A 22,215-nucleotide genomic window follows, 5' to 3' on the forward strand; every position below is an offset into this window, starting at 1 on the left:
CGCTGCACCGCACCGCGCCACCGCACCGTCCCGGTGCGCACCCGGCGCACCGCACCATCGGGCGCCGATGGCGCCGTCTCCCGGCGTCGCCGCACCGCGCCGGGGCCGCCACGGCCGGGCGCGCTCCTCTATCACGCACCCCCTTGTCCGCGACCTGATCGCGAGCCGAAGCCGGCGATGTCAAGGAGGAACGTCGCGGTAGCAGAGGTGGACAAGGGGGTGTAGCGGAGCCGGACAAGGGGGGTGGCGCGCGTTCGGCCGCACCCGGACAAGGGGGGGCGGCGGTGCGGTGCGGAGCGTCGGGTGCGGCGCACCGGTGCGGTGCAAGGGCGCCAGGCGTCGACGGAGTGGTGCGGTGCCGGGCGCGGTGGCGCACCATCGCGGTGCGCACCACGGTGGAGGCCATCATCGTCCGGCGCACCGAAGTGGAGTCCACTCGGTGGAGTCCACCTGGTGGCGATGCGCGGTGTCGGGTGGACTCCACTCAGTGGACGGTGCCTGGCGCCCTCACCACAACCCTGTGCTGGAGTGCCGCGCCCGGGCAGAGCTCAGGCATCGCGGCGGTGCTCGGCGGCGTTGACGATCCGGTTCTGCCAAGGCCGGGGCCGGCGCGAGTTCCTGGCGGCGAGGCGGCGCTCAGCGGCGTCCTGGAACCGTCGAAGCTGCTCGCTCAGCTCCTTCTTCATGGCCTCCTTCGACTTCGGCTTCCGGGGGCGCTGCCAGATCGGCTGCCAACCGACGGGCTCGTCGAGCGCGGCGGCCATCTGCTCGCGGGCGGCACGAGCGCGGGCGAGGGCTTCGCCGGGGTTGGGCTGTTCATCCGGGGTGCTCACGTGACTCCTCCTGTGGTTCGGCCCGGTGTGTGCGGGGTGCCGGGCTGCTGGGTGTGCCGCGGCGGGGCCGCCGCCGGGGCCGGCTGCAGGCGCGGGCCGTGGGCGGCTTCTCGCGCCCGCCGGCTGTCCTGGAGCGTGGCGGCCACCCCCGCGGCGGCGGCTTCGAGGGTCTGGCGGGTCCGCTCCACCGCGTCGATGTCGATGTCGGCCTCCGGCTCCAGGAGGCGGCCGCCCATCCGGCCGTCACGGAAGGGCCGTGGGTGCGACCTCGAGGCAGCGGGCACCGCAACGGCGTACGGCCGGAGGCGCGAGCCCAGGCGCTCCGCTCGCCGCGCGGCACGGACCCGGGCGGCCAGGGCGCCAGCGGCGAGGCGGGCCCGCTCGTACGGGGCCGCCGTGCGACGGCGGGTCAGCAGGCGCAGCACGGCCTGGTCCTCGGTGTCGCGCGGGTACAGGGCGCGCAGTTCGGCGGTCATCCTCCGGCCGCGCCCGACGGGACGGGTGAAGTCGTCAACGGCCGCCTGCACGATCTGTTCGTCCAGGCCGGGTTCGTGGGGTCGGCCGCGCAGGGCGTAGGCGAGGTGCCGGCGGGCTTCGGCGAGCAAGTGGTGGCGCGCGAACGCGCCGCGCATCACGTAGACCACGGCGACGGTGTCCACGGCCGCCAGGACGACATCGACGACCGGCCGCACCCTCGCCCACACCGCCGCGGCCGCCGCCCGCGCCCGCTCGGCAAGCCGGTAGACGGTGCAGGCGCCGAACGCCCGGTTCGCCGAGGTGCGCCATCGCGCCCGCAGCTCGGCCAGCGACAGCAGCTCCGTGCGCTTGGGCGAGCGGGTCCGGTCGGCGGCCTGACACGCCAGCGCGTAGCCGGCCTTCTCCCCCGGCGGGTGCCCGTGGCGTTCTTCGTACTTGTCCGTGAGAACGGACAGCGCGTCCTCGATCTGCTGGCGGCGGGTCGACTGCCAGCCGATCAGCCGCCGGTCGATCCCCGCGATCTCCATCACGGGCCGGCGGCCCGGGGTCACCTCGCGAGGCTCCCACGCCCACCCGAGCCGCGCCGTCACCTCCTCCATGAAGTGGAGGGTGTAGAGGGTGTCGGCCGCGACGATGTTGGCCATCAGAGAGTCCGCCGACAGGTTGCCCCACTCCCCGTCATGCGGCCGCCGCGCGCGGATCGAGACGACCGCGTGGTCGTGGAGCAGCGGCTTCGACTCGGCAGCGCGGGACTCGTAGTGCCGGAACACCGCAACGATCAACCCGTCCTTCACGGGCCGGCGGTGCTTGCCGCCGCTCCCCCACCGGATCTGCGCGACCGACTCCTCCAGCCACGCCAGCGTCCTGTCCCGGGCGACGTCCTGGCACGACTCCAGCACGAGACGAGTCTCGTCGCCGGTGAGCGCCCACGCGATGTGCGCCGTCGACGGGGCCCGGAAGACCAGGTCCATCGCCAGCCACGGCGTGCGCTCCTTCGCCTTCCCCGTCTTCGGCGACGTGTTGTGCTCGATGGGCCTGCCCAGCACGGTCGCCCGCCGGGCACGGGCCGGGCTCTCCCCCTGTGCCAGGAGCTCGCGCTCGATCCGGTCGGCGTCAGGGTGCCGGCCCTCCCCCAGGAGCAGCTCGGCCTGCCGCTCGCTCACCACGTCCCCGGCCTTGAGGCCGAGCGCGGCCAAGCCCCGGCCCTTCCAGATACCGGGCGGGACACCGGCTTCGTCCTGGGCGTCGCGCAGCGGCGTCCCCGCCGCACGGTGGCCGTCGCCGGCCATCACGCCACGGAACAGGTAGCGCACCCCGGCCCCCGGGCGGACCTCCGCTTTGCTGATCATCGGCCCATGGAACCCGGGTGCTGGCCTGCGGAAAAGCGTGATCCGGGGGCGGTCCCGCCGGGCGGGAGGGCATCACCAGATCTTTATCGGGAGGCCCGCCGGGCGGGCCTCCGAACCAGCCCGCGACGGTAAGCCGCCGGTGTGTGCACTCTCCCGCGCATGGAAATCACCCGAGCCGGAATCGCCTGCCCCATCTGCCCCGCGACCACCGAGGAACTGGTGTACCTGGTCCTCAGCGCCCAGTCGCCCTTCCCTCAACGAGAGCACGTCAGGGACCGCTGGTGCCCCGCCGGCTGCCACCTGCTCCACCTCGACCGCTGGAGGAAGGAGATGCCGCCGCTCCCCGGCGACGACGTCTGACGACGCCGTGCGAATACTGCGCCGCACCCCCGCGAACCCCAACAAGCGACAACAACCGACTCCGTTCAACCAGCGGAGAGCTACGTAGCGCGCCCCCGCTCCACGGCGGAGACGCCCGATCTGAACCACGTCACCGACTCCCTCACCCCCGGGTGAGGACCCCGCCCCCGGCCACCGGCCGGGGGCTTCGTGCTTCCTGGAGGAGACTGTGCCGACGTACGAAGCCCTGCCCCGCTTCACCACCGACCTGGACCGCCTCACGCCCGCCCAGCGCCGCCGCTTCCGCCAAGCCGTCAACGCCTTCGTCGACGACCTGCGCACCGGCCGCGGCCGCTTCCGCGCCGGCCTCCGCGTTATGGGCGTCCGCAGCGCACCCGGCGTCTTCGAACTGACCTGGGACGGCAACGGGCGGGCCACCTGGCAGTACGGTCCCGAACTCGTCCAGGGCGTGCAGCACGTGATCTGGCGCCGCATCGGCACCCACGACATCCTCACCGGCCCGTAACACCTTCCCGGGGCGCGTCCGGGAAGCGGCTCGAACGCCTCCTCTTCGGGGTGGAGGTACCGGGGCTGCCTGGCCGGACGCCGTCCTGGAAGGGGATGCTGGGGGCATGGACGAGACGCTGCTGCAGCGGCTGGACGAGGCATTGAACACGCTGGCCGAGAATCCGGGGCACCCTCCCCGCCGCCGGGACCTCGAGGCGGCGGACGAGGACGTGCTGAAGGTGATCCTCGCCGCTGCCGACCGGGCAATCCGCGCGCGGGATCAAGTCTGGGCGCTGACCGAGACGCTGGTGGACGACGAGATGCCGCTGGTGATCTGGCCCGCACGGAACCTGGACGACCACCTCGCCACAGGCGAAGAGGCCGAACGGGCCGACGACCGGCTCCGGCAGCACACGGCCGAGAGCGCCCGCAATATGGCGACGTGGCGCCGCGAGCGCCTGCAGAAGGTCCAGGAGCACCTCAACGACAGTCAGCAGCGGCTCGATGAGCAGCTGCAGCGCGTGGACGATGAGGTCGCCGCCGGCCCTCCGCCCCGCGACCGGGCGAGCTGGTAGATCACCGCACGGAAATCTTCTCCGGCGCGGCGCCCACCTTCCACGGTTACCCGCGCTTGATCACCCAGTGGCCGGGCCGACGACGTCGGCCCGGCCTCCACCTCAGCCGCAGTCCAGTCCGCCCCGCCCGCTGCTGATCGAGTTCGCGCGACAGTTCATCGGCGCGCAGAGAGAGAGTTTTGGTCCGGCGCAGCACGGCTCGCAGCAGCGCACGCAAGGAGGCCGGGTCCTCCAAGAGGGGTTCTTCGAGTTCGTCGGGGGCATGCCACGCGCCGAAGCTGAACGGGGCACTGGTGCCGGTCGCTGTGGCAGCCCTCGTCATCAGCGTGCGCGCAGCGTCGACGAACCTCGCTGCCAGGGCCGCGGTCAGGAGCTCCATGATCTGCGAGTCAGTGGTCTCCTCGTCCGGTACGTCGCCTCGCTCGACGAGCAAGTCCCGGAGCCAGTTGCGGGAGGTGGGCGAGGCGTGGCCGAGGAAGTTCCTCCACCTCGTCAGCTCGGTGAAGAACGTCTTCTCGTCCTCGGTCCAGGCGAATGGCTCCGCATGGGGCCGAAGCATGCTCGCCGACTGGGGGAGCTTGTTGGCCCGCTCCATGAATTTCATGCTGCTAACGGTGTTGCCGGCCCTGATATGGGCCCAGTTGATAAACGCTTCCACGGACGCCTGGACGAGGACCACCGTGGCGATAACCGCGTCCCTTTCTCGGCTCCGGCGCTCGAGGCCGCTGAGGCCGGCGGCCCGTTCCAGATCGGCCTGGGCCGCGAACATGGCAGCACGGCGGCTCTCGACATCGGCCCGGCGGAACATCACCTGTGCGAGATCGACGTCATGGCGGGGATCCGACTCCTGCCCGGCAGCAGAAAGTCCGGTGTACGTGGTGTTCATGGGCAGATGCTGACAGCGCGCTGCGCTCCTCCGCTTGGGATTTCCTGGCCCTCCGGCAGCAGCAGGCTCAGCCCAGGGTCGAACGGGCAAGGGCGGCGTCCACGGGCCAGGCGTTGCCGGGATGATGGGGGGATGAGCACGACTCGTCCGATGCTGAACCAGCGTGAGGCTGCCGCCGCGTGCGGGGTAAGCCGTTCCACGATCCGCCGGCGCCGTGAGGCCGGGCTGTTGCCGGGGGCGGTGGAGGACCCGGAGCGGGGCTGGCTGATCCCGGTCGAGGCGCTCCTCGCCGCTGGCTTCACCCTGAACGCCCCCGCCCCGCCTGACCCGTCATCGCCCCATGGGCCAGCGTCAGCCAGGGCCGATCTGGGTGACCTGGTGGGTGGATCGGTCGCCGAGCTGCGTGCGGAGCTTGAGCGGGTACGGCATCAGCACGCCCTGGAGCTCGCCGAGGCCCGCCACGGCCGGGCGCTCGCGGAGAGCGAGGCGGTCCATCTGCGGGCGCAGCTCGACGCCCGGGCCGAGCACATCGGTGACCTCCAGCGGGCGCTGCAGGCGCTGATGCCCGCTCCGGTGCGGCCTGCGATCCCGCAGCCGGGCGAGGGCCTCGGTCGTTCGCCCTACGGCGGCTGACGGGTTCCCTGGCGGGTCAGCCGCGGTAGCCGGAGCGGATGAGTGCGTCGGCGGCCTGGCGGCGGTCGCCGGCTGCCGTCTTGGAGACGTTGAGCTCGGTGGCGATCTCGTCGATGGACACCGCGTACATGTCCGGGTGGGCGGGGCGCTGGTCGGCCGGGATTTCGGTGTGCGCGGTGAGGATCATCCGGGCGACGCGTCGTTCGCCGCGTTCGCGGGTGCTGAGCCGGGCCTCGTCCTCTGCTTCCTGGGCGGCGAGCTCTGCGCGGGCGGCGTCTTCCCGGGCGACGGCGGCGGCTGCGGTGGCCTCGGCTGTCTCGCGCTCGGCCCGGGCGGTGCGGGCGGCTGCCTCGCGGTGTTCCGCGATGCGTCGGGCCTCTTCCGCCTTTGCTCGCTCGGATTCCGCGGATCGGCGGTCGGCTTCCGCCTGCGCGGCGGCGGCCGCGAGCCGGTCCTCCTCCGCCTGGCGCTGGGCAGCCGCGGTGCGAGCCTCGGCTTCCGCCTCGGCAGCGGTCTTCTCCGCCGTCTCCTCCCGCTCCGCGGCCCGCTCCGCGGCCTGCGCGCGCCGTTCCGCCCCCTGGAGCTCTCGCTCCGCCTCCTTACGGGCGGCTTCCGCCGCGAGCCGTGCCTGGTGCGCGGCCGCGTCCGCTTCGGCTTCGCTGGCGGCTTCGGCGACCCGGGCCTGAGCCTCGGCCGCAAACGTCTCGGCCGTGATCCGGCTCTCCGCCGTCGCGAGCCCGGCGCCGATCTCCATGCGCCGCACCTTCGCGGCGGCGTCCCGCGCTTCGGCCTCCAGGAGCCGCTGCTCCTCTCGGATGGCCGCCTGTTCGATCCGGTCCTGCTCTGCTGCCGCGCGGGCGTCGGCTGCTTCCTGCTGCAGGCGGGGCAGGGCGAGGGCTTCGTCGACGGTCAGACCGTAGGGGGCCATGGTGAAGGGCAGCAGCGCCTCGGCGCCGGCCTTCTTCCGCCAGCGGCGTCCGTACTTGTGCTGGAGCCAGGCCCGGTAGACGGTGCGGTCCTTCTCCATGGCGACCATGCGGGCGTAGGACGGGACCTCGTAGAGGCGCATGCGCCGGTACAGGCGCCATGCCGACCAGGGGGCCAGCAGCCAGCGGTGGAGCGGGACCTTGTCGGACTCGACCGCCAGGGACAGCCGGTTGGTGTGGATGATCAGGTGCCGGGCGGCTTCGATCACCGCCACAAACAGCACAGGCAGGACGCCGTGCATCGCGGCGGCGAGCGGGTCCTCGGCCGGCGCCTTCTCCCCCGCGTTGATGTTGAAGACGATCGTGGCGACGGTGAGCAGGTGCGCGATGAGCCGCAGCAGCGGCTTGGCCATGCGCAGCCACACGAGGACGAGGTCGAGCCCGTACATCGCGATGATCCCGGCGTCGATCCCGACCGGGAACACGTAGGAGTAGTTGCCGAAGCCGCGGGCCTCGGCGAGGCCGCGAAGGGCTTCGTAGGAGCCTGCGAAACCGATGCCGCCGACGACTCCGGCGCACACCACGGAGGCCATAATCAGCCACCGCATCGCCTTCGGAGACCATGCTTTCGAACCCGTCTGAGAGGCCACTTCGGCCCCGGCCACTGGCTGGTCGGCCGGGTCCATGAGCACCTCTCCCGCGGCCGCCCCGGCCGCCTGGCGACCGCGCTGTCGCCCAGCTCCCGGAACGCCGTCTTTCGGCTCCGGAACGCCACCGGGAAAAGGCGGAACGGGTTCACGGGAAGGCGGAACAGGTGTCCTGACCTCCGGAACGGCCTCCCGGTCGGCAGAAGTGGCCGGGGCCATGGCCTCCCGATTGGCCGGGGTCTGGTCATCCGTCAGCACGTCATGCATCCGGCCATCTTGCACTGTGTCCGGCGATGCGGAATCACTGGCCCCGACACACTTCGGCTTCCTTGCGTCCTGCGGCGTAGCGTGCCGGCGCCGACGGACACCCGGAACGTGGCGTTGCCGCAGCGGAGCCTGGTAGCAGCACCGGGAAAGCAAAGAGGGTGACCCCGGAATCAGGGTCACCCTCTGGCGGCAAACGGCTAGCGACGGGTCTCCACCCACAGAATGATCAGCGTGACCGCTCCGCTGCCGAGCTTGGTGCCCGCTCCGTGAAGGAAACCATCATGGACAGCATGTCCATGGTTACGGAGATATTTCCGCAGGTAGGCCCACCTGATCGAACGTGGCTTGTCCACGTCGGTACTGGGCCGGGGAGCCCCATCGTTGTTACTCTGGTCCACGCGAGTCCTTTCATGGTCTGTCGAGACGTGCCGGGACAGTGCACGCAGGGGCCTCCCGACCGAATGGCCTAGGAAACCGGGTTGGGGTGGGCCCCTTTGTGCATGCAGAAGTCTACGTGGCTGTCGCGACACTCCATGAGGTCCGAGAGGGCCTCAGTTTCCTGTTGCATCAGGAAGTTGAAGGGAAACGTGGACGACCCAGGACACGCTTTGGACGCAAACCGTGGAGCAGCACGAGAATCCGGGCCTGAAGTGACATACCTCACAGGCGCTCGACAGGCGGTCGGCGTGTCGCAGCTGGGCGTAACTCCCCCGGCTGAAGCCGGTCTTGCCGATCAGGTTCAGGGCCGGGATTGTTTTCGGCGTTTCCGGTGGAAACGGTCAGTCGGTCATGTCCACGAAACCGAGGTGTGTCATGACCTTTCGGTAGTCGACTGATGGCGCCGAGTTCGGCAGGAGAATCGGCAGCGGGCACTCATCTTCATACAGCTTCTTCGCGTCCGCCGAGTAGCGGACGTACGGCAAGAGCACCGATGCGTACTTAGCCTCTGCCAGTTCCGCCGCGCGCCGGGCGGCGGCTTCCTTGTACGTCGGGGTCGGTGTGCCGGTGAGGAGCATGTGGTTGAGCGTGGGGCGTCCCGGCACCGACCGGCGACCGCGGTTCTTGTCCCGCACCCGCTCCAGCTCGTCGAGGAGCCGGGTGACCATCTTGACGTCTTTGGGGTCGGCTTTGATGGAGGGGATGACGGAGTCTTCCTCGTCCAGCATGCGCAGGACGGAGTAGGGCATCTTGCCGTAGCTCGCCGGGAAGTCCATGTAGAAGACGGTGTCGTCGCCCTGGTAAGAGCGCATGATCTCGGCGAACCAGTCGTTGCGGTCCGCGTCCTCGGCAATGGCGGTGTCCGCGCTTGCCATGGCGGGACTGCTGGGGACGACGCGCAGGTTGGGGATGCGCGCGAAGGCGTCGTCGTCGTAGCCGTCGTCGACGCGGTATCGCGCGGGCAGGGCGACCTCGTCGAGGGTGGCGTTCCCGTACAGCAGGTCCAGGGCGGTCTTTTTGCCCTTCAGGGCCGTCTCGTCGTAGCCGAGGATGAGCGAGGACGACATGTTGCTGTCGAGGTCGAAGACGACACCCGGGTATCCGCGTAGGGCGGCGGTCACAGCCATCGAGGTCGCGCTGGTGGTTTTACTGGACCCCCCGCATTCGATCAGGTAGGCCCAGATGAGGGGCCAGTTGCGGCCTCCGGGTCGGAAGCGGCTGTCGAGGGCGGTCATCGTGCTCCTCCTGCTGCGGCCAGGCCGAGCTCTTTCTGCTCCCACTCGGTCTGCGGTTCGTACTGTGCGTGCTCCTGCAGGAGCCGGACGTGGTGGATCTCGCGGCTGCTCCAGGACTGGCGACGCGCGGCGGTGCGGAGTTCGGCGGCGGCCAGGCCGCTTGCGAAAGCGGCGAGGCGCTGGAGGTTGGTGTCGTCCGACTCCTGAACCGCGCTGAAGTAGGTGGCGGCGTCGGTGGCCTCCAGGGTCAGGCGGTTGGTCTCGCGAAGCCAGGTGAAGGCGCGCTGCTGAGCGGCGGACTGCTGCTGTGGGGCGAGAACTGCGGCGGCGAGCACGCTGAGGACGAGGTCGTGGTTGTCGGGATCGGCCGGGTCGGTGGTCTCCAGCAGGAGCCGGCAGTGCGTGTCGCGGGCAGCAGCAGCGACGCGACGGTCTGCGTCGTCCGTCCCTGCGGACGGCTTGGCCGCCTTCGGCTTGCGCGGGGCGGGCGGGGCGGGCTGACTGTTTCCATTGGAAACGGTGAGTTCGGGGTCCGCGTTCGAGGCGTCGGGCGTTTCGCTGGACGAGGCGTTTCCATTGGAAACGCCAGCGTCGTCTAGGGCGTCCTCGGGCTGGCGCTGGCGGGCGAGGATCTGTGCATGCGCCGTGGTGGGGTGCATACCGCCTCGTACGAGGCCCAGGTAGTCCCGCTGGTCCCGGTCGTCGAGCTTCTGCGCCTTCTCGGCTGCGCTGACCTTGAGCGTGCCGTCGCGGAGGGCTTCCTGTACCTCGGGGGTGAGGGTGAGCAGCTGGACGCGCTTCCACACCGTGCCCTTGGAGATGGCGCCCTCGGCAGTCTCACCGACCTTCTCGGCGATCTGCTCGTAGGAGAGGCCGGCGTCGCGGAGTGCCTTGTAGTGCTCGGCTTCCTCGAGAGGGCTGAGCTGGGCTCGACGCAGGTTCTCGATCAGCGTGATGAGGCGGGCGTCCTCAACCTTGTCGTCGCGTAGAACGCTCGGGATCTTCTCCCAGCCCAGTTCCTGGACGGCCCGCCAGCGGTGCTCTCCGAAAAGAATCACGTTGGGGGCCGTGATCTTGTCGGCGGTCTCGGGGTAGGTCTGGATCCACAGATCGGCCCTGATGTGGGCGATGTTCTGCAGGAGCCCGACCTCCTTGATGGTCGCTGCGAGCTCAGGCACTCCCTTCATCTGCCGCTTGTTGAAGGGGTTGGGGCACAGGGACGCCAGTTCCAGGTCCAGGATGTCGCCGCTACGGTCCTTGTCGGTGTACAGGACCTCCTCGGGAGTGACCTCGGGCTTGGACTTGGTGCTGTTGCGCTTGGGCCGTGGGAGCGCCATCGAATCTCCAGGACTGCTGTCAGAAGTACGGGGCGAGACTAGCGTTTCCAGTGGAAACGGCAGAGCCCATCCCCACCAGAATCCGCCTCGCAGTCGTTGGATCGGGCCTGGCGAAGACTCGATGGTTCGACAACCTGTTGTGCCTGCCGTCGCGTTGGGGGTCGCAGCGGTTGCGTGCGTTTCCAGTGGAAACGCAAAGAAGGCCCGGCTCCCCCGCGGACGATCGCGGGGGAGCCGGGCCTCCAGTTTGGTGTTGCGCTGCCGCTTCGGCAGAGCAGCCTGGCGCAACGGATTCAGGTGAGCGCGTGGGGCGGACACCTCAGGTTCAGCGAGCCCAGGTGGCGGGCGCACCGTGGTCAGGGTCGGGGAGAGCGATGGCGGTAGTCGGGGCGGCGGGGTGCCGCATGGCGGTGACGGGGACGGCGCTGGGCTCCTCGGGTCGGGCCCAGGCGAGGTGCCAGGTGTCGTCGGGGTGGCAGTGGATGGTGGCGTGGGTGTGGACGGCGCGGGGGATGCGGGGGATGACGTCATCGGGGTCGTCGCCGGGGTAGAGGCACCAGCGGGTCCAGGCGTGGACGCGCTGCATGTAGAGGGCGGCGGCGTGGATGGTGGTGGCCCAGCGGTGGTGTCCGAGGAGGACGAAGAGCGCGGGGTGGTCTCCGGGTTCGGCGTCCGGGGCGGGCAGGCCGGTGATGTGCAGGCCGCCGAGGACGGGGGTGAAGCCGAGGGCGGCCGGGTTCTCGTCGGCGGTCCAGGTTCGGGGGCCGGGGGCGGGCTCGTGCAGGACGGTGGTCATGCGGTGTCTCCTTCACCGGTGGGTGTCTTGATGCGCGGTGCGGGAGGCGCGCAGGTGCTGGGCGTCTACCTGGGTGTGCGTGGGGTTCGGGCGAGGAGTTCTGTGAGGGCGGCCGGCCTTCTACCGGGCTGCCGGAGTGGCTGCGGCGGCGACGAGGGCGAGGGCCTCTGCCACGGTGTCGGTCAGGGTCTCGTGCACCGGGGCGCCGTGGCGGCGGGCCACGTAGATCAGGTAGCGGTTGCGTTCGGGGTTGGGGCAGTCGGGCGGGCAGCCGAGGACGGCGCGGCCGCTGCCGACGTCGAGGCCGAATTCGACGTTGGTCGTCATGCCGGGCATCGTGCGCATGTCGCGGGGGATCCAGAAGAGGATCGCGTCGGAGGCGGCTCGGGCGTCGGTCTCCCAGTTGACCTGGTGCTCGTAGCGCTCGGCGCGGATGCCGTCGCGGGACTCGGGGGTCAGGACGGTCAGCGGTTCCGGTCCGGTCCACTGGGCGGTGATGAGGGTGAGGGCCTCGGGCCGCCAGGACGGGACCGGGGTGCTCCTGTCCGGGGTGGGACCGGCCAGGAACATCTTGGGGCCGGCGGGGATGGGTTCGCGGGCCATGACGAGGCGGACGCTGTTCATGGGGAGGTGACTCCGTTCTGCGTGGCGGCGCGGGCGGTGTGCTGCGGGGTCCAGGGCAGGGGCAGGCCGTCGTCCTCTTGGCGGCCCAGGACGTGGACGTGGAGGTGGAAGACCGTCTGGGTCGCCGCGGCGCCCTTCGAGGTGATCAGGTTCGCGGCGGGGTGTTCGGCCATCAGCTCGGCGGCCCGGCGCATCACGGTGGCGGTCACCTCGGGGTCGGTGCCGGCGTCGTCGACGTGGACGCGCGGCAGGACCAGGAGGTGGCTGGCGTTGACGCCTCCGGAGCGGGGGCGGATCGCGAGGGCGTCGGGCCATTCGCGGACGGTGACGGCCGGGGCTTGCCCGGCGGCGATGGCGCAGAAGGCGCAGGTCTTCATCGAAGCTCCTTGGCGGTCATGGGTGGTGCCTTCTTCACCGGTCTCGCGCGGGGCGGCGTTCTTCGCGTGCTCGCCGGCGGCGGCCTGCCCGGGGGTGGGGGAGCGGCGGGCGGCGAGCGTGGCGAGGAAGGCGTCGACGGCGGCCTGGTCGTCGGGGGAGAGCGGGCCGGGGCCGTTCCCGCAGCGCCGGTAGCGGCGGTTCACCGGCCCGTTTCCTCGGGGGTGGGGCCGTAGTGGCGGGCGACGGCGGCCGCGAGCTCGCAGGCGTGGGTGATGTCGTCGAGGGTTCGGGTGGTGTGCTCGCTCCAGGACTCGTAGTAGACGTACGGAGCGCCGGTGAGGGCGCAGAGGACGGCGCCGAGGACTTCGTCGGCGGCGCGTCGGGTGTCGTCGTCGCCGTGTCCGTCTTCGGCGGTGTGGACCAGGGCGTGGTAGAGGCTGTGGCCGGTGGAGGGGGCGTGGAGATGGGGGTCCCAGCCGTGGTCGCGCATGTGGCGGGCGGCGGCCTCGATGTGGCGGGCGACGGCGTCACCGGTGAGGCGGGCGCCGCTGAGGCCGTACCAGGTGTCGGAGCTGCTGAGGGTGCGGACGTGGCGGTCGGTCAGGTCGATGGTGAGCTGCACGGGGCGTCCCTTCAGGGGTGAGGACGAGAGGCCGCCCCGTCCCCGAGGACGGGGGGTGGGGGCGGCTTCGCCAGGGTGGGGGTGTCAGGAGGCCGGGAGCCGGAGCACGGCGGCGAGGATGTCGGCGTGGTCGAACGCCAGGCGCTCCGGCAGGCCGGTCAGGGGCCACCAGCGGGCGTCGCGGGCGTCGTCCCCGGCGGTGGCCCGGGTGTCGGCGGGGACGGTGGCGAGGTAAGTGACGGTGACGTACCGGCCGCGCGGGTCGCGGTCGGGCTGGTCCCAGACGCCGACCAGGCGCAGCTCGTCCTCGGTCACGCGGACGCCGGTCTCCTCCTCCAGCTCCCGGACGGCCGCCCGGAGGCCGGTCTCCCCGCAGTCGACGTGTCCGCCGGGAAGCGCCCAGTGGCCCTCGTAGGGGTCCCAGCCGCGCTTGATGAGCAGGACGCGGCCGTCTTCGGTGACGGCGACGACGTCGGCGGTGTAGCGGATGTTCTCGGGGTGGTCGGCCATGGTCAGTCCTTCTGGTCGGGGTCGTGGGTGGACCGGCTGCGGGTCTCGTGGGCGTGGATCAGGTCGGTGATGGCGTCGGCGTGTTCGGCGGTGCCGACCCAGGTGCCGGCCTCGGTGAAGACGGGCACGGTGTCGCTCTCCGGGTAGAGGACGACGAGGTAGGGGCCGTAGCGGTCGAGGATCATCTCGGCGAGGTCCCGGGCGGGCGCGGGGGCCAGGAGCTCCAGGGCGTCGACGTCGAGGCGCGGGCCGCCCTCGTCGCCGGGGCCGGGCAGGACGAGGTGACCGCCGACGCGCAACAGGTCGCCGGGCCGCATCACGTGGAGCAGCGCGTGCGCGAAGTGCGGCTGGACGGTGCGGCAGGCCCAGATCGTCTCGTCGGCGACGTCGTCGGTGGGCGAGGAGATCACCCGGAACCGGGCGGTCAGGCCGTCGTCGCCAGGGACGGGGATCTCGTCGAGGTAGCCGTCGAGGACCAGGGGTATCGCGGTCATCGTCAGCCCGCCTTCCGGGCCGGGGCGGCCGGGTGGGCGGCGGCGTACTTGGCCAGGACCGTCTTGGACGGCAGGCCCCGGTCGGCGACCGGGTGGCCGTGGGCGCGCGCCCAGGTCCGGATCCTGGTGAGCTCGTCGCGGCTGTAGGTGCCGCTGGTGCCGGTGCGGATCGGGGTCGGCGCCACGGCGGCCGTGGTGGTGCGGGTGCCGGCCTTCGCGGCGCGCAGCTCCTGCTCCGCCTGCTCCAGCGCCTGGCGGGCCTCGGCGACGCGGGCCTCCGCCTCGCGCTGCGCGGCCTCGCTGTCGCGGCGGGCAGACAGCTCGGTGAGGGCGGTGGTGATGCGGGCGGCACTCTTGCGGACCGAGGCGGCCTGGTGCCCGGCCGCCCAGTCGATCAGCTTCTGGAGGGAGTCGGAGGTCGGGAGCGGGATGACGGGCACGTCGATCGCCGAGGTCAGGGAGGCGTCGGCACGGGGGAGGCCGAGGCCCTTGTCGGCGATGAGGTCGCTCAGTTCGGCCTCGGTCAGGCCGGTGGCCTCGCGGATGGCCTGCTCGTCGGCGCCGTCGGCGTGCATCGACAGCGCGACGGCCTCGTGCGCGGAGCGGGTCGAACCGGTGGCGGTGGGGTTCGTCGTCATAGGTGCGTCTCCGGTTTCCGGGAGGAGGGGGAAGAGGGCGGTGAGGGTTTCGGGGTCGCGGGGGAGGTCGAGGACGTCCAGAAGCTGGGCGAGGTCGTCCTTGTCGTGGGCGCGGCGGGCGAGGGTGCGGGCGGCGGCGCCCTGCTCGTCGGCAGTGCTGGGGTTCAGGGCCAGGGCCTGGGCCTTGGCGCTCTCGGTGAAGTCGTCGAACACGGCTCTCCTACGCGGCCTCGGCGGTGGTGGTCGGGCGCGGACGGCGCTGGGCGAGGAGGAGGACCTCGCGGTTACGGCGCTGCTGCTCGGGGGTGAGCCGGCGGGGCCGGGGGCCGTCGCGGTGCCACAGCGGCGAGGCCGGCGGCTCGGGGTAGGCCAGGGCGTGGTCGACGGAGGGGTCGGTGTCGCTCACAGGTACCTCCAGTGGGAGGAGTTCAGGCGTGGTCGGTCGTCGCACGGCCCTTGGGCGGGTCGGAGACGAACCTGCTCTCGCCGGGGTGTGCCGCGTTCCAAAGCTCCGCGCAGACCTTGTGGACGGGCTCTTGGGCGTGGGACCTCAGCGGGGTAGTGGTGCCGCACAGCACGCACGGGGCGGGCTGACCGAAGTGCCGGCCATCGCGCCAGTCGAGGAGCCGGACCGGCACCACGGGCTGCTCTGGCGGCGGGGTGGGCACCGGGCGCGTCTGGCGGCGCCGGGCGGTCACGGCCGCAGGTCGGGAAGCTGCTGGAGGACCTGGGCGACGAGCTCGGGCGCCGGTCTCCACGCGGGGAGCGCGCCGGTGGCGGGCACCGGGAGGGGCAGCTCGCGGACGCCGTCAAGGACCAGGTGGTGCGCGTCGCGCTGCGCCCAGGGGCTGGTGCAGTGCTCGGGTCCTTGGTCGAGGTGGCAGTCGGTGAGCCGGGCGACGCCGATGACCGCGCCGCGGTGCAGCTCGCGGCCGCGGATGGCGGTGGCCACCAGCGGGTCGCGCAGCAGGGCGGGGTCCGGCTTCGCTTTCCCGGCGTGGAGGAGGACCCAGCCGCGCCACGGCCAGTGGACGGGCCGGTTCTCGGTGGTCTTCCCGGCGAGGATGCAGGTGGCCCAGGGCTGACGGATCGTGATGCCCCGCACCCACGCCCCCGGGTCGGCGAGGAGGCTGGGGTCGCTCATGCCGCCCATCCCCACACGGCCGTGCCCGGCCGGCCGAGGCGGCGCCCGTTGAGGGAGGGAACCGTGGCGTGCTCCGCCGTGGCGAGGATCGGGCGGCCGGAGTGCTTGCCGTCGTACAGGGCGGCGTCGGCGGCCCGCTGCAGCGCGGACAGGTCGCGGGAGCCGACGGCGGCCGGGGTGGCGGCGCCGACCGAGGTGGCGACGTCGACGGTGCGGCCGTCGTCGAGGACGACCGGGGTGTGCAGCATCCGGACCAGCTGCTCCAGGCGGAGAGCGCGGCGGTCGGCGGGCAGCTGAAGGACGGCGGCGAACTCGTCGCCTCCGAGCCGGCCGACCGCAGCGCGCGGGCCGGCCCAGGCCGTGAGGCGGGACGCGATCGACGCGAGGACGGTGTCGCCCGCCGCGTGCCCGAGCCGGTCGTTGATCTCCTTGAACCTGTCGGCGTCGACCATGACCACGGCCACGTCGTCGTGGCGGGCCAAGAGCCGGCGGGCGCGGGCGGTGTAGGCGTCGCGGCGCAGCAGTCTGGTCAGCGGGTCACGCTTGGTGGAAGCCAGGCGGCGGTGCAGGGCGGTGGCGTGGACGGCCCAGCCGGTGAGCGGAACGGCGGCGGTGGTCAGCAGGAGTGCGCGGGTCCCGATCCGGGTCCGCAGCTGTGTGACGGGGTCCATACTGGGGTCTCCCTCTCGTCGTGTACGGGACGGGCTCAGCCCCGGGGCAGGCGCCGGTTTGGACGCCATGACGTCTGCCTCGGGGTGTTTTCGTGTCGGGGTGCCGAGGGTCCGGCGGTGTGCTGAACAGGCCGTGAGAGGCCACCGCGTCCGCCCCACCCCCCGGGCCATGTGGGCTCGGGGGCAGGGCGGCACGGAGTGCTCTCACGTGCTCAGTAGCCGCGGTGGTCGTCGACGACGTCGGCCATCTCCACGAGCTGCGCGGCCAGGCGGTAGATCTCGCGCGCGGCGTCCCGGACGGGCCGGCGGTGAATCAGGTCGGCGGCGAAGGCGGTGCTCTTCTCGGCGAGCTCGCTCGCCTGGGTCGCGAGGACCTCCTCGGCCGCGGTGTCGCCGAGCTCGGCGGGCAGCTGCGCGAGGAGTTGGTGGACCACGGCGGCCATCACCGCGCTCGCGTCGGTGAGGTCGCCGGTCGACATCCAGCCCTCCAGTGCCTCGTGCCCGGTCAGGTCCGGGGTGTAGGCGCCGGTCGGCGTGAAGGCGGTGGTGCCCTTCGTCCACGCCTGCAGGATGATCCGCCCCTGGTACGGGTCGGCGCCGATCCTGCGGTCGGTGACGGTGTGCACGAGGGTGACCGCCCGGTCGCCGGGCCGGGTGTCGGGCACCCAGGCCGCGCCCAGGCGCTCGATCAGGACGGCGCCGAGGCGCTCCAGCGGGTCGGGCCGCACGGTCGGGTCGGTGTCGGTGGTGGTCACTGGGCGCTCCTGTCGGCGGCCGTGGGGGCGTGGTGGTGGGGGCGGCCGGGGTGGCCGATGACGGTGGCGATCTGCCGGGTGGAGAGCAGGTGCCCGGCCCGGTCGAGCTGCTGGTGGAGCGCGGTGACCATGGCGTCGCGGCAGCGCAGCCGGGTGACCTCGGCGAGGAGCCAGGCGACGTCGGCCGGCGCGCAGGCGATGAACTCGCCCGCCGGGAGCGGGACGTCGCCGCTGGTGCCGAGGACGGCGACCGGACGGCCGGTGTGGTCTTCGATCAGACCGCTGTCGCCAGGGCGCTGGCGCCAGGCGGCGTCGGGCAGCGCGGCGAGCGGGCCCGGATCTCGGGCAGCCGGTCGGCGGAGGGGACGGGGTTCATGCGGGTGTTCCTCACACGGGAGAAGAGCGGGCCGGGCCAGTGACGGGGGCCCGGCCCGGCGAGAGCCGGATGGAGGGAAGCGGCGCGGGGTGTCCGTCAGGCGCGGTAGACGGCCGGGCGGATGCCGGCGCGGAGCTCGCGGATGATCGAGCAGGGGCCCTTGACGGCGCAGTACGCGTCGTCGGTGTCCGGCAGGGCGTTGCCCTGGGCTCCCCACATGTCGCGGGCGACCGCGTTCACGGCGCGCAGGATCTCGCCGTCGCTGGGACGGCAGGCGCTGTTGGCGGTGCCGACGCCATTCCGGTGGGCGCTGACGATGTGCTGGCGGGCCTGGCGGGCGGCCCAGCGGCGGCTGCTGGGACCGGTGCTCTCGTGCACGTCCCCGCCGCTGTGGAAGGTATCCGCGTGGCAGGCGGTGCAGTGGTAGGTGACCATCTGCTGCGGCTCGCCGCCGCGGCTCCACGTGCCCTCGAACTCGTAGACGACGACCTCGGCGCCCGGGATCTCGGTGTGGGCGAAGGCGGTGACGAGACCGACGCCGTCCGCGACCGCGCCGCGCGCCTGCACGTTCCAGAAGGTGCGGGGGATGTAGTCGTCCCAGCCCTTGCCGTGGGGCCACTTCGCGTACATGACGCCCTGCGAGGGGTCGAAGGTCGCCGTCCCGTCGGCGTTGTCGCGCTTGTACTGCTCGATCTGCTCGATCGATCCGAAGTAGATCGCGGAGAACTCCTCGGACTCCAGGAAGATCAGCCCGTACCCCTCGCGGGTGTGGTGATCGTTCTCCCGCAGCATCTCGACCATGTCCTCGTAGCCGGGGGTGCCCGGGGCGATCGTGCCGACGAGCGGCAGCCGGTAGCGGTCGCAGCTGGTGACGTGGGTGGGGTTGGTCTCGCTGACGTTGTGCGGGGTGCCGTACGTGTTCGTGATCGTGATGCTCATGGCCTGGGGTCCTTCCCTGGTCGGCGGGCGCCCGGCGGGGCCGGGGCGCGGCGGGTTGTGCTTGTCCGGCGAGGCGCTGAGCGCGCGACTCAGGCGCGGATCGCGTCCGCGTACGGCGCGGCCTGGCCCTCGAGGTCGTCGCCCTGGTCGTCGGCGCCGTGGACGGTGCAGACGGTGTCCGCGTCGGTGAGAGAGCCGGTGAGCGCGTCGAGGAGCGTGGTGACCGAGTGGGCGGGCGCCCAGGCCCGGGCGGTGCACTCGTCGACGGGGCAAGCGGTCAGCAGGTCGAAGCCGTAGTCGCCCTCGCCGTCGACGTCGCGGCGCAGGGCGAGGATGAGCCGGTCGGCGCCGAGGGTGATCTCGGCGACGCGGTCGCCGCCGGCGAGCGTGGAGCCCTCCACCCACCGCCACAGCGGCAGGACGGCGTCCCCGAAGACGCGGCGGACGAGGAGGAGGGAGCCGAGGCCGGGGTGGCCGTCCCAGCCGAGGTCGGCGCGGCGGGCGTCACTGGCCCGCTGCAGCAGCGGCTCCAGGCGGTGGAGCTGGTCCGCGAAGACCACGCGGTCGAAGCCCTCGCCGCGCAGGCCCGGGTAGGCGGTGACGGCGGCGGCGTGCTGGGCGCGGACGGTGTCGGCGGGCACGGCGCGGTCGGGGGTGCGCGAGGTCTGCCGGATGACGCACAGGGAGACCGGGGTGCCCATGAGAACCGCGACCGCGGGGACCCCGTGGCGGCGGGCTGCCTGCACCAGCCCCGTCCGCACGGCCTTCTCGCAGTTCGTGGCGTCGATGACGGTCGTCTTCTTGCGGGTCAGGCGGGCTTCCAGGACCGTCCGCAGGGCGGCGACCGCGTCGGCCGTGGCGGCCTGGTCGCCGGCCTCGTCCGAGACCATCGCCCGGAACGCGTCGAGCTCCAGCACCTGGGTGCTGGGCCAGGTGGAGGCGAAGGTCGACTTGCCGGAGCCGGCGGCCCCGACCAGGACGACCACGGCCGGGTCGGGGATCGCCGTGTCGAGCGGCTGGAGCGTGGCGGTGAAGGTGCGGGCCATGAGCGCGGGTTCTCCTGTCGCGGGTGGGCGCGAGCGCCGGAAGGCGAAGAGCGAGGGAAGCGGTGAGGATCGCCGCTCGGTGCGGCCCCGCCCCTCATCAGGGGCGCGGGGACGGGGCGCACGCGGAGCGGGCCGGGCGGTTCGGGTCAGTCGCCGGCGGCGGCGCGGTACTCCTGCGTCATGTCCCACACGAGCGGGCGCAGGAGCTCGTGGGCCCGGTTCAGGAAGACGGCGCGGGCGGTCTCGTCGGTGCTGTTGAGGGCCTCGTCGAGGTGGGACGAGGCGGTCTCCAGGTCCTCGTGCCCGTTGATGCCGGCCGCCTCGTAGCGCGGGGCGGCGGTGTCGAGCTGGCTGATGAGGGCGGCGAGGTCGGTGGCCGGGGACTGCTGCGCGACATAGGCGATGTCGTCGGCGTAGCGGCGGATGAGGGTCTCGGCGGTGAGCACAGTGGCGGTCATCGTCGTCTCCTGCACGGTGAGCGAGGCCGATATGGCGGCCGGGGCCGGGCTGTCCGGTCCTCCGCACCGCCCCCTGACTCCGCGCGGTGCGGAGGCCAGGGGGCGGCACAGGGAGCCGTCAGACCGTGCTCGGCTCCACCGCGTCGAGGGCCTCGGCCGTCTTGCGGGCACGCGGGGCGAGGTCGTCGAGGATGTCCCGGACGTTGGTGACGGGGACCGGGGTCGGGTCGTCGGCGGTCAGGAGCGTGTAGCGGGGCTCGGCAATGCCGCGCTCGCTCTCCTCGCGGCTGTAGTGCAGGACCGTGCCGGGGGCGAGATAGTAGCTGGCCTCGCCGTTGATGTAGCCGCGCCACCGGCCGGGGTTGCTCAGCAGCTGGTCGCTGAGGTCGATGCGGTAGGCGGCCTGGGCGGCGCGGCGTGCGGCGTCGTCCTCGGCGGCCGCGGTGACCTGGTCGAGCGCCTCGCCCAGGCCGCTCGGCACGGCGGCGCCGCGGGCCTCGGCCGCGCGGGTCTGGGCGGCGGCCCGCATGTCGGCGGCGTCGGCCTGGGCGAAGCGGCGGCGCAGCGGGGCGAGGAGCGCGTCGGCGACCGTGGTGAAGAGGAAGACGCCGCCGAGCGCGACGGCGCCGGTGGCGGCCAGGCGCAGGTCGGCGTCGAGGGTGGCCGGGTAGTAGGTGTATCCGACCACGGCGCCGCTGGCGGCACCGGCCAGCATGGTGACCATGTCGGTGCCGTCGAGCAGGGCCTGGATGGAGCGGCGTACGGAAGCGCGCACAGCGGTTCTCCTTCTGAGTGCGGGGAGGGCGGCCCGCAGGACTGCGGGCCGGTTCAGCGAGATGGGTCTTGGTGCCCGGCCGGGCGGCGGCGGGGGAGGTGCGGGGCGGCCGGTTACCGGGTCTTCGCGCCGGTGGTGGCGATCAGGGCGGCGACCGTCTCCCAGCCGTGGTGCCAGGCGGAGTCCAGGTGGAACGCGCCGTTCATGCCGAAGTCCGCGAGCTTGTAGAAGCCGCCCTTGCCGGTCTTGGTGGCGAGCTTCTCCAGCAAGCCCTTGCCCGGGACACGCCGGTCGGCGGCGTAGTGGGTGCCGAAGGAGATGGCGAGGGCGGCCGCGGCGGCGGCCGGGTGGACCCGGATGCCGAGCGCGCGGGCGCCGAGCCCGGCGACGATCGCCTGCGTGGCCGTGTAGGTCAGGCAGTGCTCCAGGCACGCCTTGCGGCCGGCGGCCGTGCCGTGGACCGTCCTCTTCTCGGTGACCGGGTCCTGGTAGGTGACCGGGTGGTCGTCGGACGCGCCCTTCACCCGGGCGCAGAAGTCCGACTGCACCCAGAAGTCGCCGGCGGCGCTGGCGGCGCGGGTCAGTCCGAGTACGGCGGCGAAAACAGCAGGACGGTGAGCCTGCATGAGGTGGTCCTCTCGGGTCAGGCGGCCAGCAGGTGCGGGGCCGGGGGAGCGGTGTAGGAGGCGGGGTCGGCGGGCGTGCCGTCGTAGCACTCCAGGCACGAGCCCAGGGTTTTCAGGGGGATGCAGTGGAAGTAGCGCCGGCGGCAGGTGCCGCAGGTCTGGCGGGCGGCCATCGCTGCGTCGAGCGCGGCTTCCTTGGCAAGGGTCATCGGGAACTTGGGCCTCGCCAGGTCGATCCGGTACAGCCACGCGAACCTTCGGCCGCCGCGGCACTCGATGCGGGCGACGGGCTCCTGGCCGCCGGGGCGCAGCCCCATCTCCCGCAGCTGGCGGCGGGTGGCGAGCCCGGGGCCGGCCTGGCGCCACCGGAAGACCGGCAGCGAGCCGTCGCCGGGGTCGTGCGGGTCGACGTCGACCAGGTCCTCGTCGGTGTCGTGGGCGTGCACGGGTGCCTCCCCCGGAGTGAGTGGGTGGTCTCGCTCGGTGCACCACCACCATGCTGTAAAGGGGTTTACTGTGTCAACGAGTTACCAGACGAAAGACGTTGACAGGCTGGTGGGATGGCTTGATCCTCGTAGGCATGACGAATTCGGAGACCTCCGCGCACGTCGGCGTCACGGAGATCGGGGAGATGCTGGGCGTCAGCCGCCAGCGGGCGAACGCCCTCGTGGCCAGGCCGGACTTCCCGCCGTTCCTCGCGCGGACGAAGGCGGGCCGGGTGTGGGAGCGGGCGGCCGTCGAGCAGTGGGAGAAGGGCTGGGACCGTACGAACGTCGGCGGCCGGCCTCCCAGATCCGCCCCGCAGCAGTAGCAGCACACAGGCCGGCCTCGAGCTGGAAGCGGGGGGGGGGGGGGGCGCCCCGGCGGGGGGGGGGGGGGGCGGGGGGGCCGGCCCCCCCCCGCCCCCGGGGGCG

At 72.6% G+C, this 22,215-nt stretch carries 30 protein-coding genes; 5 read left to right on the forward strand and 25 right to left on the reverse strand.

Features of this window, described 5'->3' with window-relative positions; translation table 11 throughout:
• Nucleotides 1-548: 548 nt before the first annotated feature.
• Both ACFYT9_RS36375 and mobF read right to left on the reverse strand, forming a co-directional pair.
• Entirely contained in the window at nucleotides 549-833 is a 285-nt protein-coding gene (locus ACFYT9_RS36375) for a hypothetical protein (protein ID WP_389170754.1), read from the reverse strand.
• Nucleotides 830-2,659, reverse strand: coding sequence for a MobF family relaxase (mobF, locus tag ACFYT9_RS36380; RefSeq protein ID WP_389170757.1), 1,830 nt, complete (start codon nucleotides 2,657-2,659; stop codon nucleotides 830-832). Before mobF ends, ACFYT9_RS36375 begins: the two co-directional genes overlap by 4 nt.
• Nucleotides 2,660-2,818: 159 nt before the next feature.
• Here mobF and ACFYT9_RS36385 point away from each other — a divergent pair, with 159 nt between their 5' ends.
• From ACFYT9_RS36385 to ACFYT9_RS36395, 3 genes are all read left to right on the forward strand, one after another.
• Nucleotides 2,819-3,019 carry a hypothetical protein gene (locus ACFYT9_RS36385; protein ID WP_389170760.1) on the forward strand — a complete coding sequence of 67 codons (201 nt, stop codon included), beginning with the start codon at nucleotides 2,819-2,821 and terminating at the stop codon, nucleotides 3,017-3,019.
• 208 nt (nucleotides 3,020-3,227) lie between these two features.
• Nucleotides 3,228-3,524, forward strand: coding sequence for a hypothetical protein (locus ACFYT9_RS36390; protein ID WP_389170763.1), 297 nt, complete (start codon nucleotides 3,228-3,230; stop codon nucleotides 3,522-3,524).
• Between the two features lie 106 nt (nucleotides 3,525-3,630).
• Nucleotides 3,631-4,080: a hypothetical protein gene (locus ACFYT9_RS36395; RefSeq protein WP_389170766.1), complete on the forward strand. Its 450-nt coding sequence runs from the start codon at nucleotides 3,631-3,633 to the stop codon at nucleotides 4,078-4,080.
• A gap of 46 nt (nucleotides 4,081-4,126) precedes the next feature.
• Here ACFYT9_RS36395 and ACFYT9_RS36400 read toward each other — a convergent pair whose 3' ends face one another.
• Nucleotides 4,127-4,966: a hypothetical protein gene (locus ACFYT9_RS36400; RefSeq protein WP_389170769.1), complete on the reverse strand. Its 840-nt coding sequence runs from the start codon at nucleotides 4,964-4,966 to the stop codon at nucleotides 4,127-4,129.
• A 132-nt stretch (nucleotides 4,967-5,098) separates the two neighbouring features.
• Between ACFYT9_RS36400 and ACFYT9_RS36405 the strand changes: the two genes are divergently transcribed.
• Nucleotides 5,099-5,599, forward strand: a complete 501-nt coding sequence (locus tag ACFYT9_RS36405) for a helix-turn-helix transcriptional regulator (protein ID WP_389170772.1) — start codon at nucleotides 5,099-5,101, stop codon at nucleotides 5,597-5,599.
• Nucleotides 5,600-5,615: 16 nt separating this feature from the next.
• Here the strand turns inward: ACFYT9_RS36405 and ACFYT9_RS36410 are convergent, their stop codons facing one another.
• The 22 genes from ACFYT9_RS36410 to ACFYT9_RS36515 all read right to left on the reverse strand — a co-directional run bounded on the left by ACFYT9_RS36410 (nucleotide 5,616) and on the right by ACFYT9_RS36515 (nucleotide 21,747).
• The gene (locus ACFYT9_RS36410) at nucleotides 5,616-7,133 is read right to left on the reverse strand and encodes a DUF2637 domain-containing protein (RefSeq protein ID WP_389170775.1); all 1,518 of its coding nucleotides are present in this window, start codon (nucleotides 7,131-7,133) and stop codon (nucleotides 5,616-5,618) included.
• 1,085 nt (nucleotides 7,134-8,218) lie between these two features.
• Nucleotides 8,219-9,112, reverse strand: coding sequence for a ParA family protein (locus ACFYT9_RS36415; protein ID WP_389170777.1), 894 nt, complete (start codon nucleotides 9,110-9,112; stop codon nucleotides 8,219-8,221).
• Nucleotides 9,109-10,449 carry a ParB/RepB/Spo0J family partition protein gene (locus ACFYT9_RS36420; protein WP_389170780.1) on the reverse strand — a complete coding sequence of 447 codons (1,341 nt, stop codon included), beginning with the start codon at nucleotides 10,447-10,449 and terminating at the stop codon, nucleotides 9,109-9,111. The genes ACFYT9_RS36415 and ACFYT9_RS36420 overlap by 4 nt, the downstream gene beginning before the upstream one ends.
• Before the next feature lie 325 nt (nucleotides 10,450-10,774).
• Complete coding sequence (locus ACFYT9_RS36425; RefSeq protein WP_389170782.1) at nucleotides 10,775-11,245, reverse strand: hypothetical protein; 471 nt, start codon at nucleotides 11,243-11,245, stop codon at nucleotides 10,775-10,777.
• A gap of 120 nt (nucleotides 11,246-11,365) precedes the next feature.
• Complete coding sequence (locus ACFYT9_RS36430; RefSeq protein ID WP_389170785.1) at nucleotides 11,366-11,869, reverse strand: nucleoside 2-deoxyribosyltransferase domain-containing protein; 504 nt, start codon at nucleotides 11,867-11,869, stop codon at nucleotides 11,366-11,368.
• A complete protein-coding gene (locus ACFYT9_RS36435) occupies nucleotides 11,866-12,450 on the reverse strand; it encodes an HIT family protein (RefSeq protein ID WP_389170788.1) in 585 nt (194 codons plus the stop codon). Before ACFYT9_RS36435 ends, ACFYT9_RS36430 begins: the two co-directional genes overlap by 4 nt.
• Nucleotides 12,447-12,869 carry a hypothetical protein gene (locus ACFYT9_RS36440; protein WP_389170791.1) on the reverse strand — a complete coding sequence of 141 codons (423 nt, stop codon included), beginning with the start codon at nucleotides 12,867-12,869 and terminating at the stop codon, nucleotides 12,447-12,449. Before ACFYT9_RS36440 ends, ACFYT9_RS36435 begins: the two co-directional genes overlap by 4 nt.
• Before the next feature lie 84 nt (nucleotides 12,870-12,953).
• Nucleotides 12,954-13,379 carry an NUDIX domain-containing protein gene (locus ACFYT9_RS36445; protein ID WP_389170794.1) on the reverse strand — a complete coding sequence of 142 codons (426 nt, stop codon included), beginning with the start codon at nucleotides 13,377-13,379 and terminating at the stop codon, nucleotides 12,954-12,956.
• A gap of 2 nt (nucleotides 13,380-13,381) precedes the next feature.
• Entirely contained in the window at nucleotides 13,382-13,873 is a 492-nt protein-coding gene (locus tag ACFYT9_RS36450) for a hypothetical protein (protein WP_389170797.1), read from the reverse strand.
• Nucleotides 13,874-13,875: 2 nt separating this feature from the next.
• Nucleotides 13,876-14,724, reverse strand: coding sequence for a hypothetical protein (locus tag ACFYT9_RS36455; protein WP_389170800.1), 849 nt, complete (start codon nucleotides 14,722-14,724; stop codon nucleotides 13,876-13,878).
• Nucleotides 14,725-14,731: 7 nt separating this feature from the next.
• Nucleotides 14,732-14,917: a hypothetical protein gene (locus tag ACFYT9_RS36460; protein WP_389170803.1), complete on the reverse strand. Its 186-nt coding sequence runs from the start codon at nucleotides 14,915-14,917 to the stop codon at nucleotides 14,732-14,734.
• 22 nt (nucleotides 14,918-14,939) lie between these two features.
• A complete protein-coding gene (locus tag ACFYT9_RS36465; protein WP_389170806.1) occupies nucleotides 14,940-15,209 on the reverse strand; it encodes a hypothetical protein in 270 nt (89 codons plus the stop codon).
• Nucleotides 15,206-15,655, reverse strand: coding sequence for a hypothetical protein (locus ACFYT9_RS36470; RefSeq protein WP_389170808.1), 450 nt, complete (start codon nucleotides 15,653-15,655; stop codon nucleotides 15,206-15,208). Before ACFYT9_RS36470 ends, ACFYT9_RS36465 begins: the two co-directional genes overlap by 4 nt.
• Nucleotides 15,652-16,326, reverse strand: coding sequence for a GGDEF domain-containing protein (locus ACFYT9_RS36475; RefSeq protein WP_389170811.1), 675 nt, complete (start codon nucleotides 16,324-16,326; stop codon nucleotides 15,652-15,654). Before ACFYT9_RS36475 ends, ACFYT9_RS36470 begins: the two co-directional genes overlap by 4 nt.
• Before the next feature lie 212 nt (nucleotides 16,327-16,538).
• Entirely contained in the window at nucleotides 16,539-17,081 is a 543-nt protein-coding gene (locus ACFYT9_RS36480) for a hypothetical protein (protein ID WP_389170814.1), read from the reverse strand.
• Entirely contained in the window at nucleotides 17,078-17,212 is a 135-nt protein-coding gene (locus ACFYT9_RS36485) for a hypothetical protein (protein ID WP_389170817.1), read from the reverse strand. Before ACFYT9_RS36485 ends, ACFYT9_RS36480 begins: the two co-directional genes overlap by 4 nt.
• Before the next feature lie 341 nt (nucleotides 17,213-17,553).
• Nucleotides 17,554-18,396 (reverse strand): hypothetical protein, encoded by an 843-nt coding sequence (locus ACFYT9_RS36490; protein WP_389170820.1) that lies wholly within the window; start codon nucleotides 18,394-18,396, stop codon nucleotides 17,554-17,556.
• Nucleotides 18,397-18,485: 89 nt separating this feature from the next.
• Nucleotides 18,486-19,442, reverse strand: a complete 957-nt coding sequence (locus tag ACFYT9_RS36495; protein ID WP_389170823.1) for an AAA family ATPase — start codon at nucleotides 19,440-19,442, stop codon at nucleotides 18,486-18,488.
• A 146-nt stretch (nucleotides 19,443-19,588) separates the two neighbouring features.
• The gene (locus tag ACFYT9_RS36500; protein ID WP_389170826.1) at nucleotides 19,589-19,900 is read right to left on the reverse strand and encodes a hypothetical protein; all 312 of its coding nucleotides are present in this window, start codon (nucleotides 19,898-19,900) and stop codon (nucleotides 19,589-19,591) included.
• Between the two features lie 118 nt (nucleotides 19,901-20,018).
• Nucleotides 20,019-20,675 (reverse strand): hypothetical protein, encoded by a 657-nt coding sequence (locus tag ACFYT9_RS36505; RefSeq protein WP_389170829.1) that lies wholly within the window; start codon nucleotides 20,673-20,675, stop codon nucleotides 20,019-20,021.
• Nucleotides 20,676-20,788: 113 nt separating this feature from the next.
• Complete coding sequence (locus ACFYT9_RS36510; protein WP_389170833.1) at nucleotides 20,789-21,301, reverse strand: hypothetical protein; 513 nt, start codon at nucleotides 21,299-21,301, stop codon at nucleotides 20,789-20,791.
• Between the two features lie 17 nt (nucleotides 21,302-21,318).
• The gene (locus ACFYT9_RS36515) at nucleotides 21,319-21,747 is read right to left on the reverse strand and encodes an RRQRL motif-containing zinc-binding protein (protein WP_063758932.1); all 429 of its coding nucleotides are present in this window, start codon (nucleotides 21,745-21,747) and stop codon (nucleotides 21,319-21,321) included.
• 134 nt (nucleotides 21,748-21,881) lie between these two features.
• Here ACFYT9_RS36515 and ACFYT9_RS36520 point away from each other — a divergent pair, with 134 nt between their 5' ends.
• Nucleotides 21,882-22,112 (forward strand): helix-turn-helix transcriptional regulator, encoded by a 231-nt coding sequence (locus ACFYT9_RS36520; protein ID WP_389170836.1) that lies wholly within the window; start codon nucleotides 21,882-21,884, stop codon nucleotides 22,110-22,112.
• Nucleotides 22,113-22,215: the final 103 nt, after the last annotated feature.

The sequence above is a fragment of the Streptomyces sp. NPDC004435 genome (assembly GCF_042873895.1).
Classification (GTDB): Bacteria; Actinomycetota; Actinomycetes; order Streptomycetales; family Streptomycetaceae; genus Streptomyces.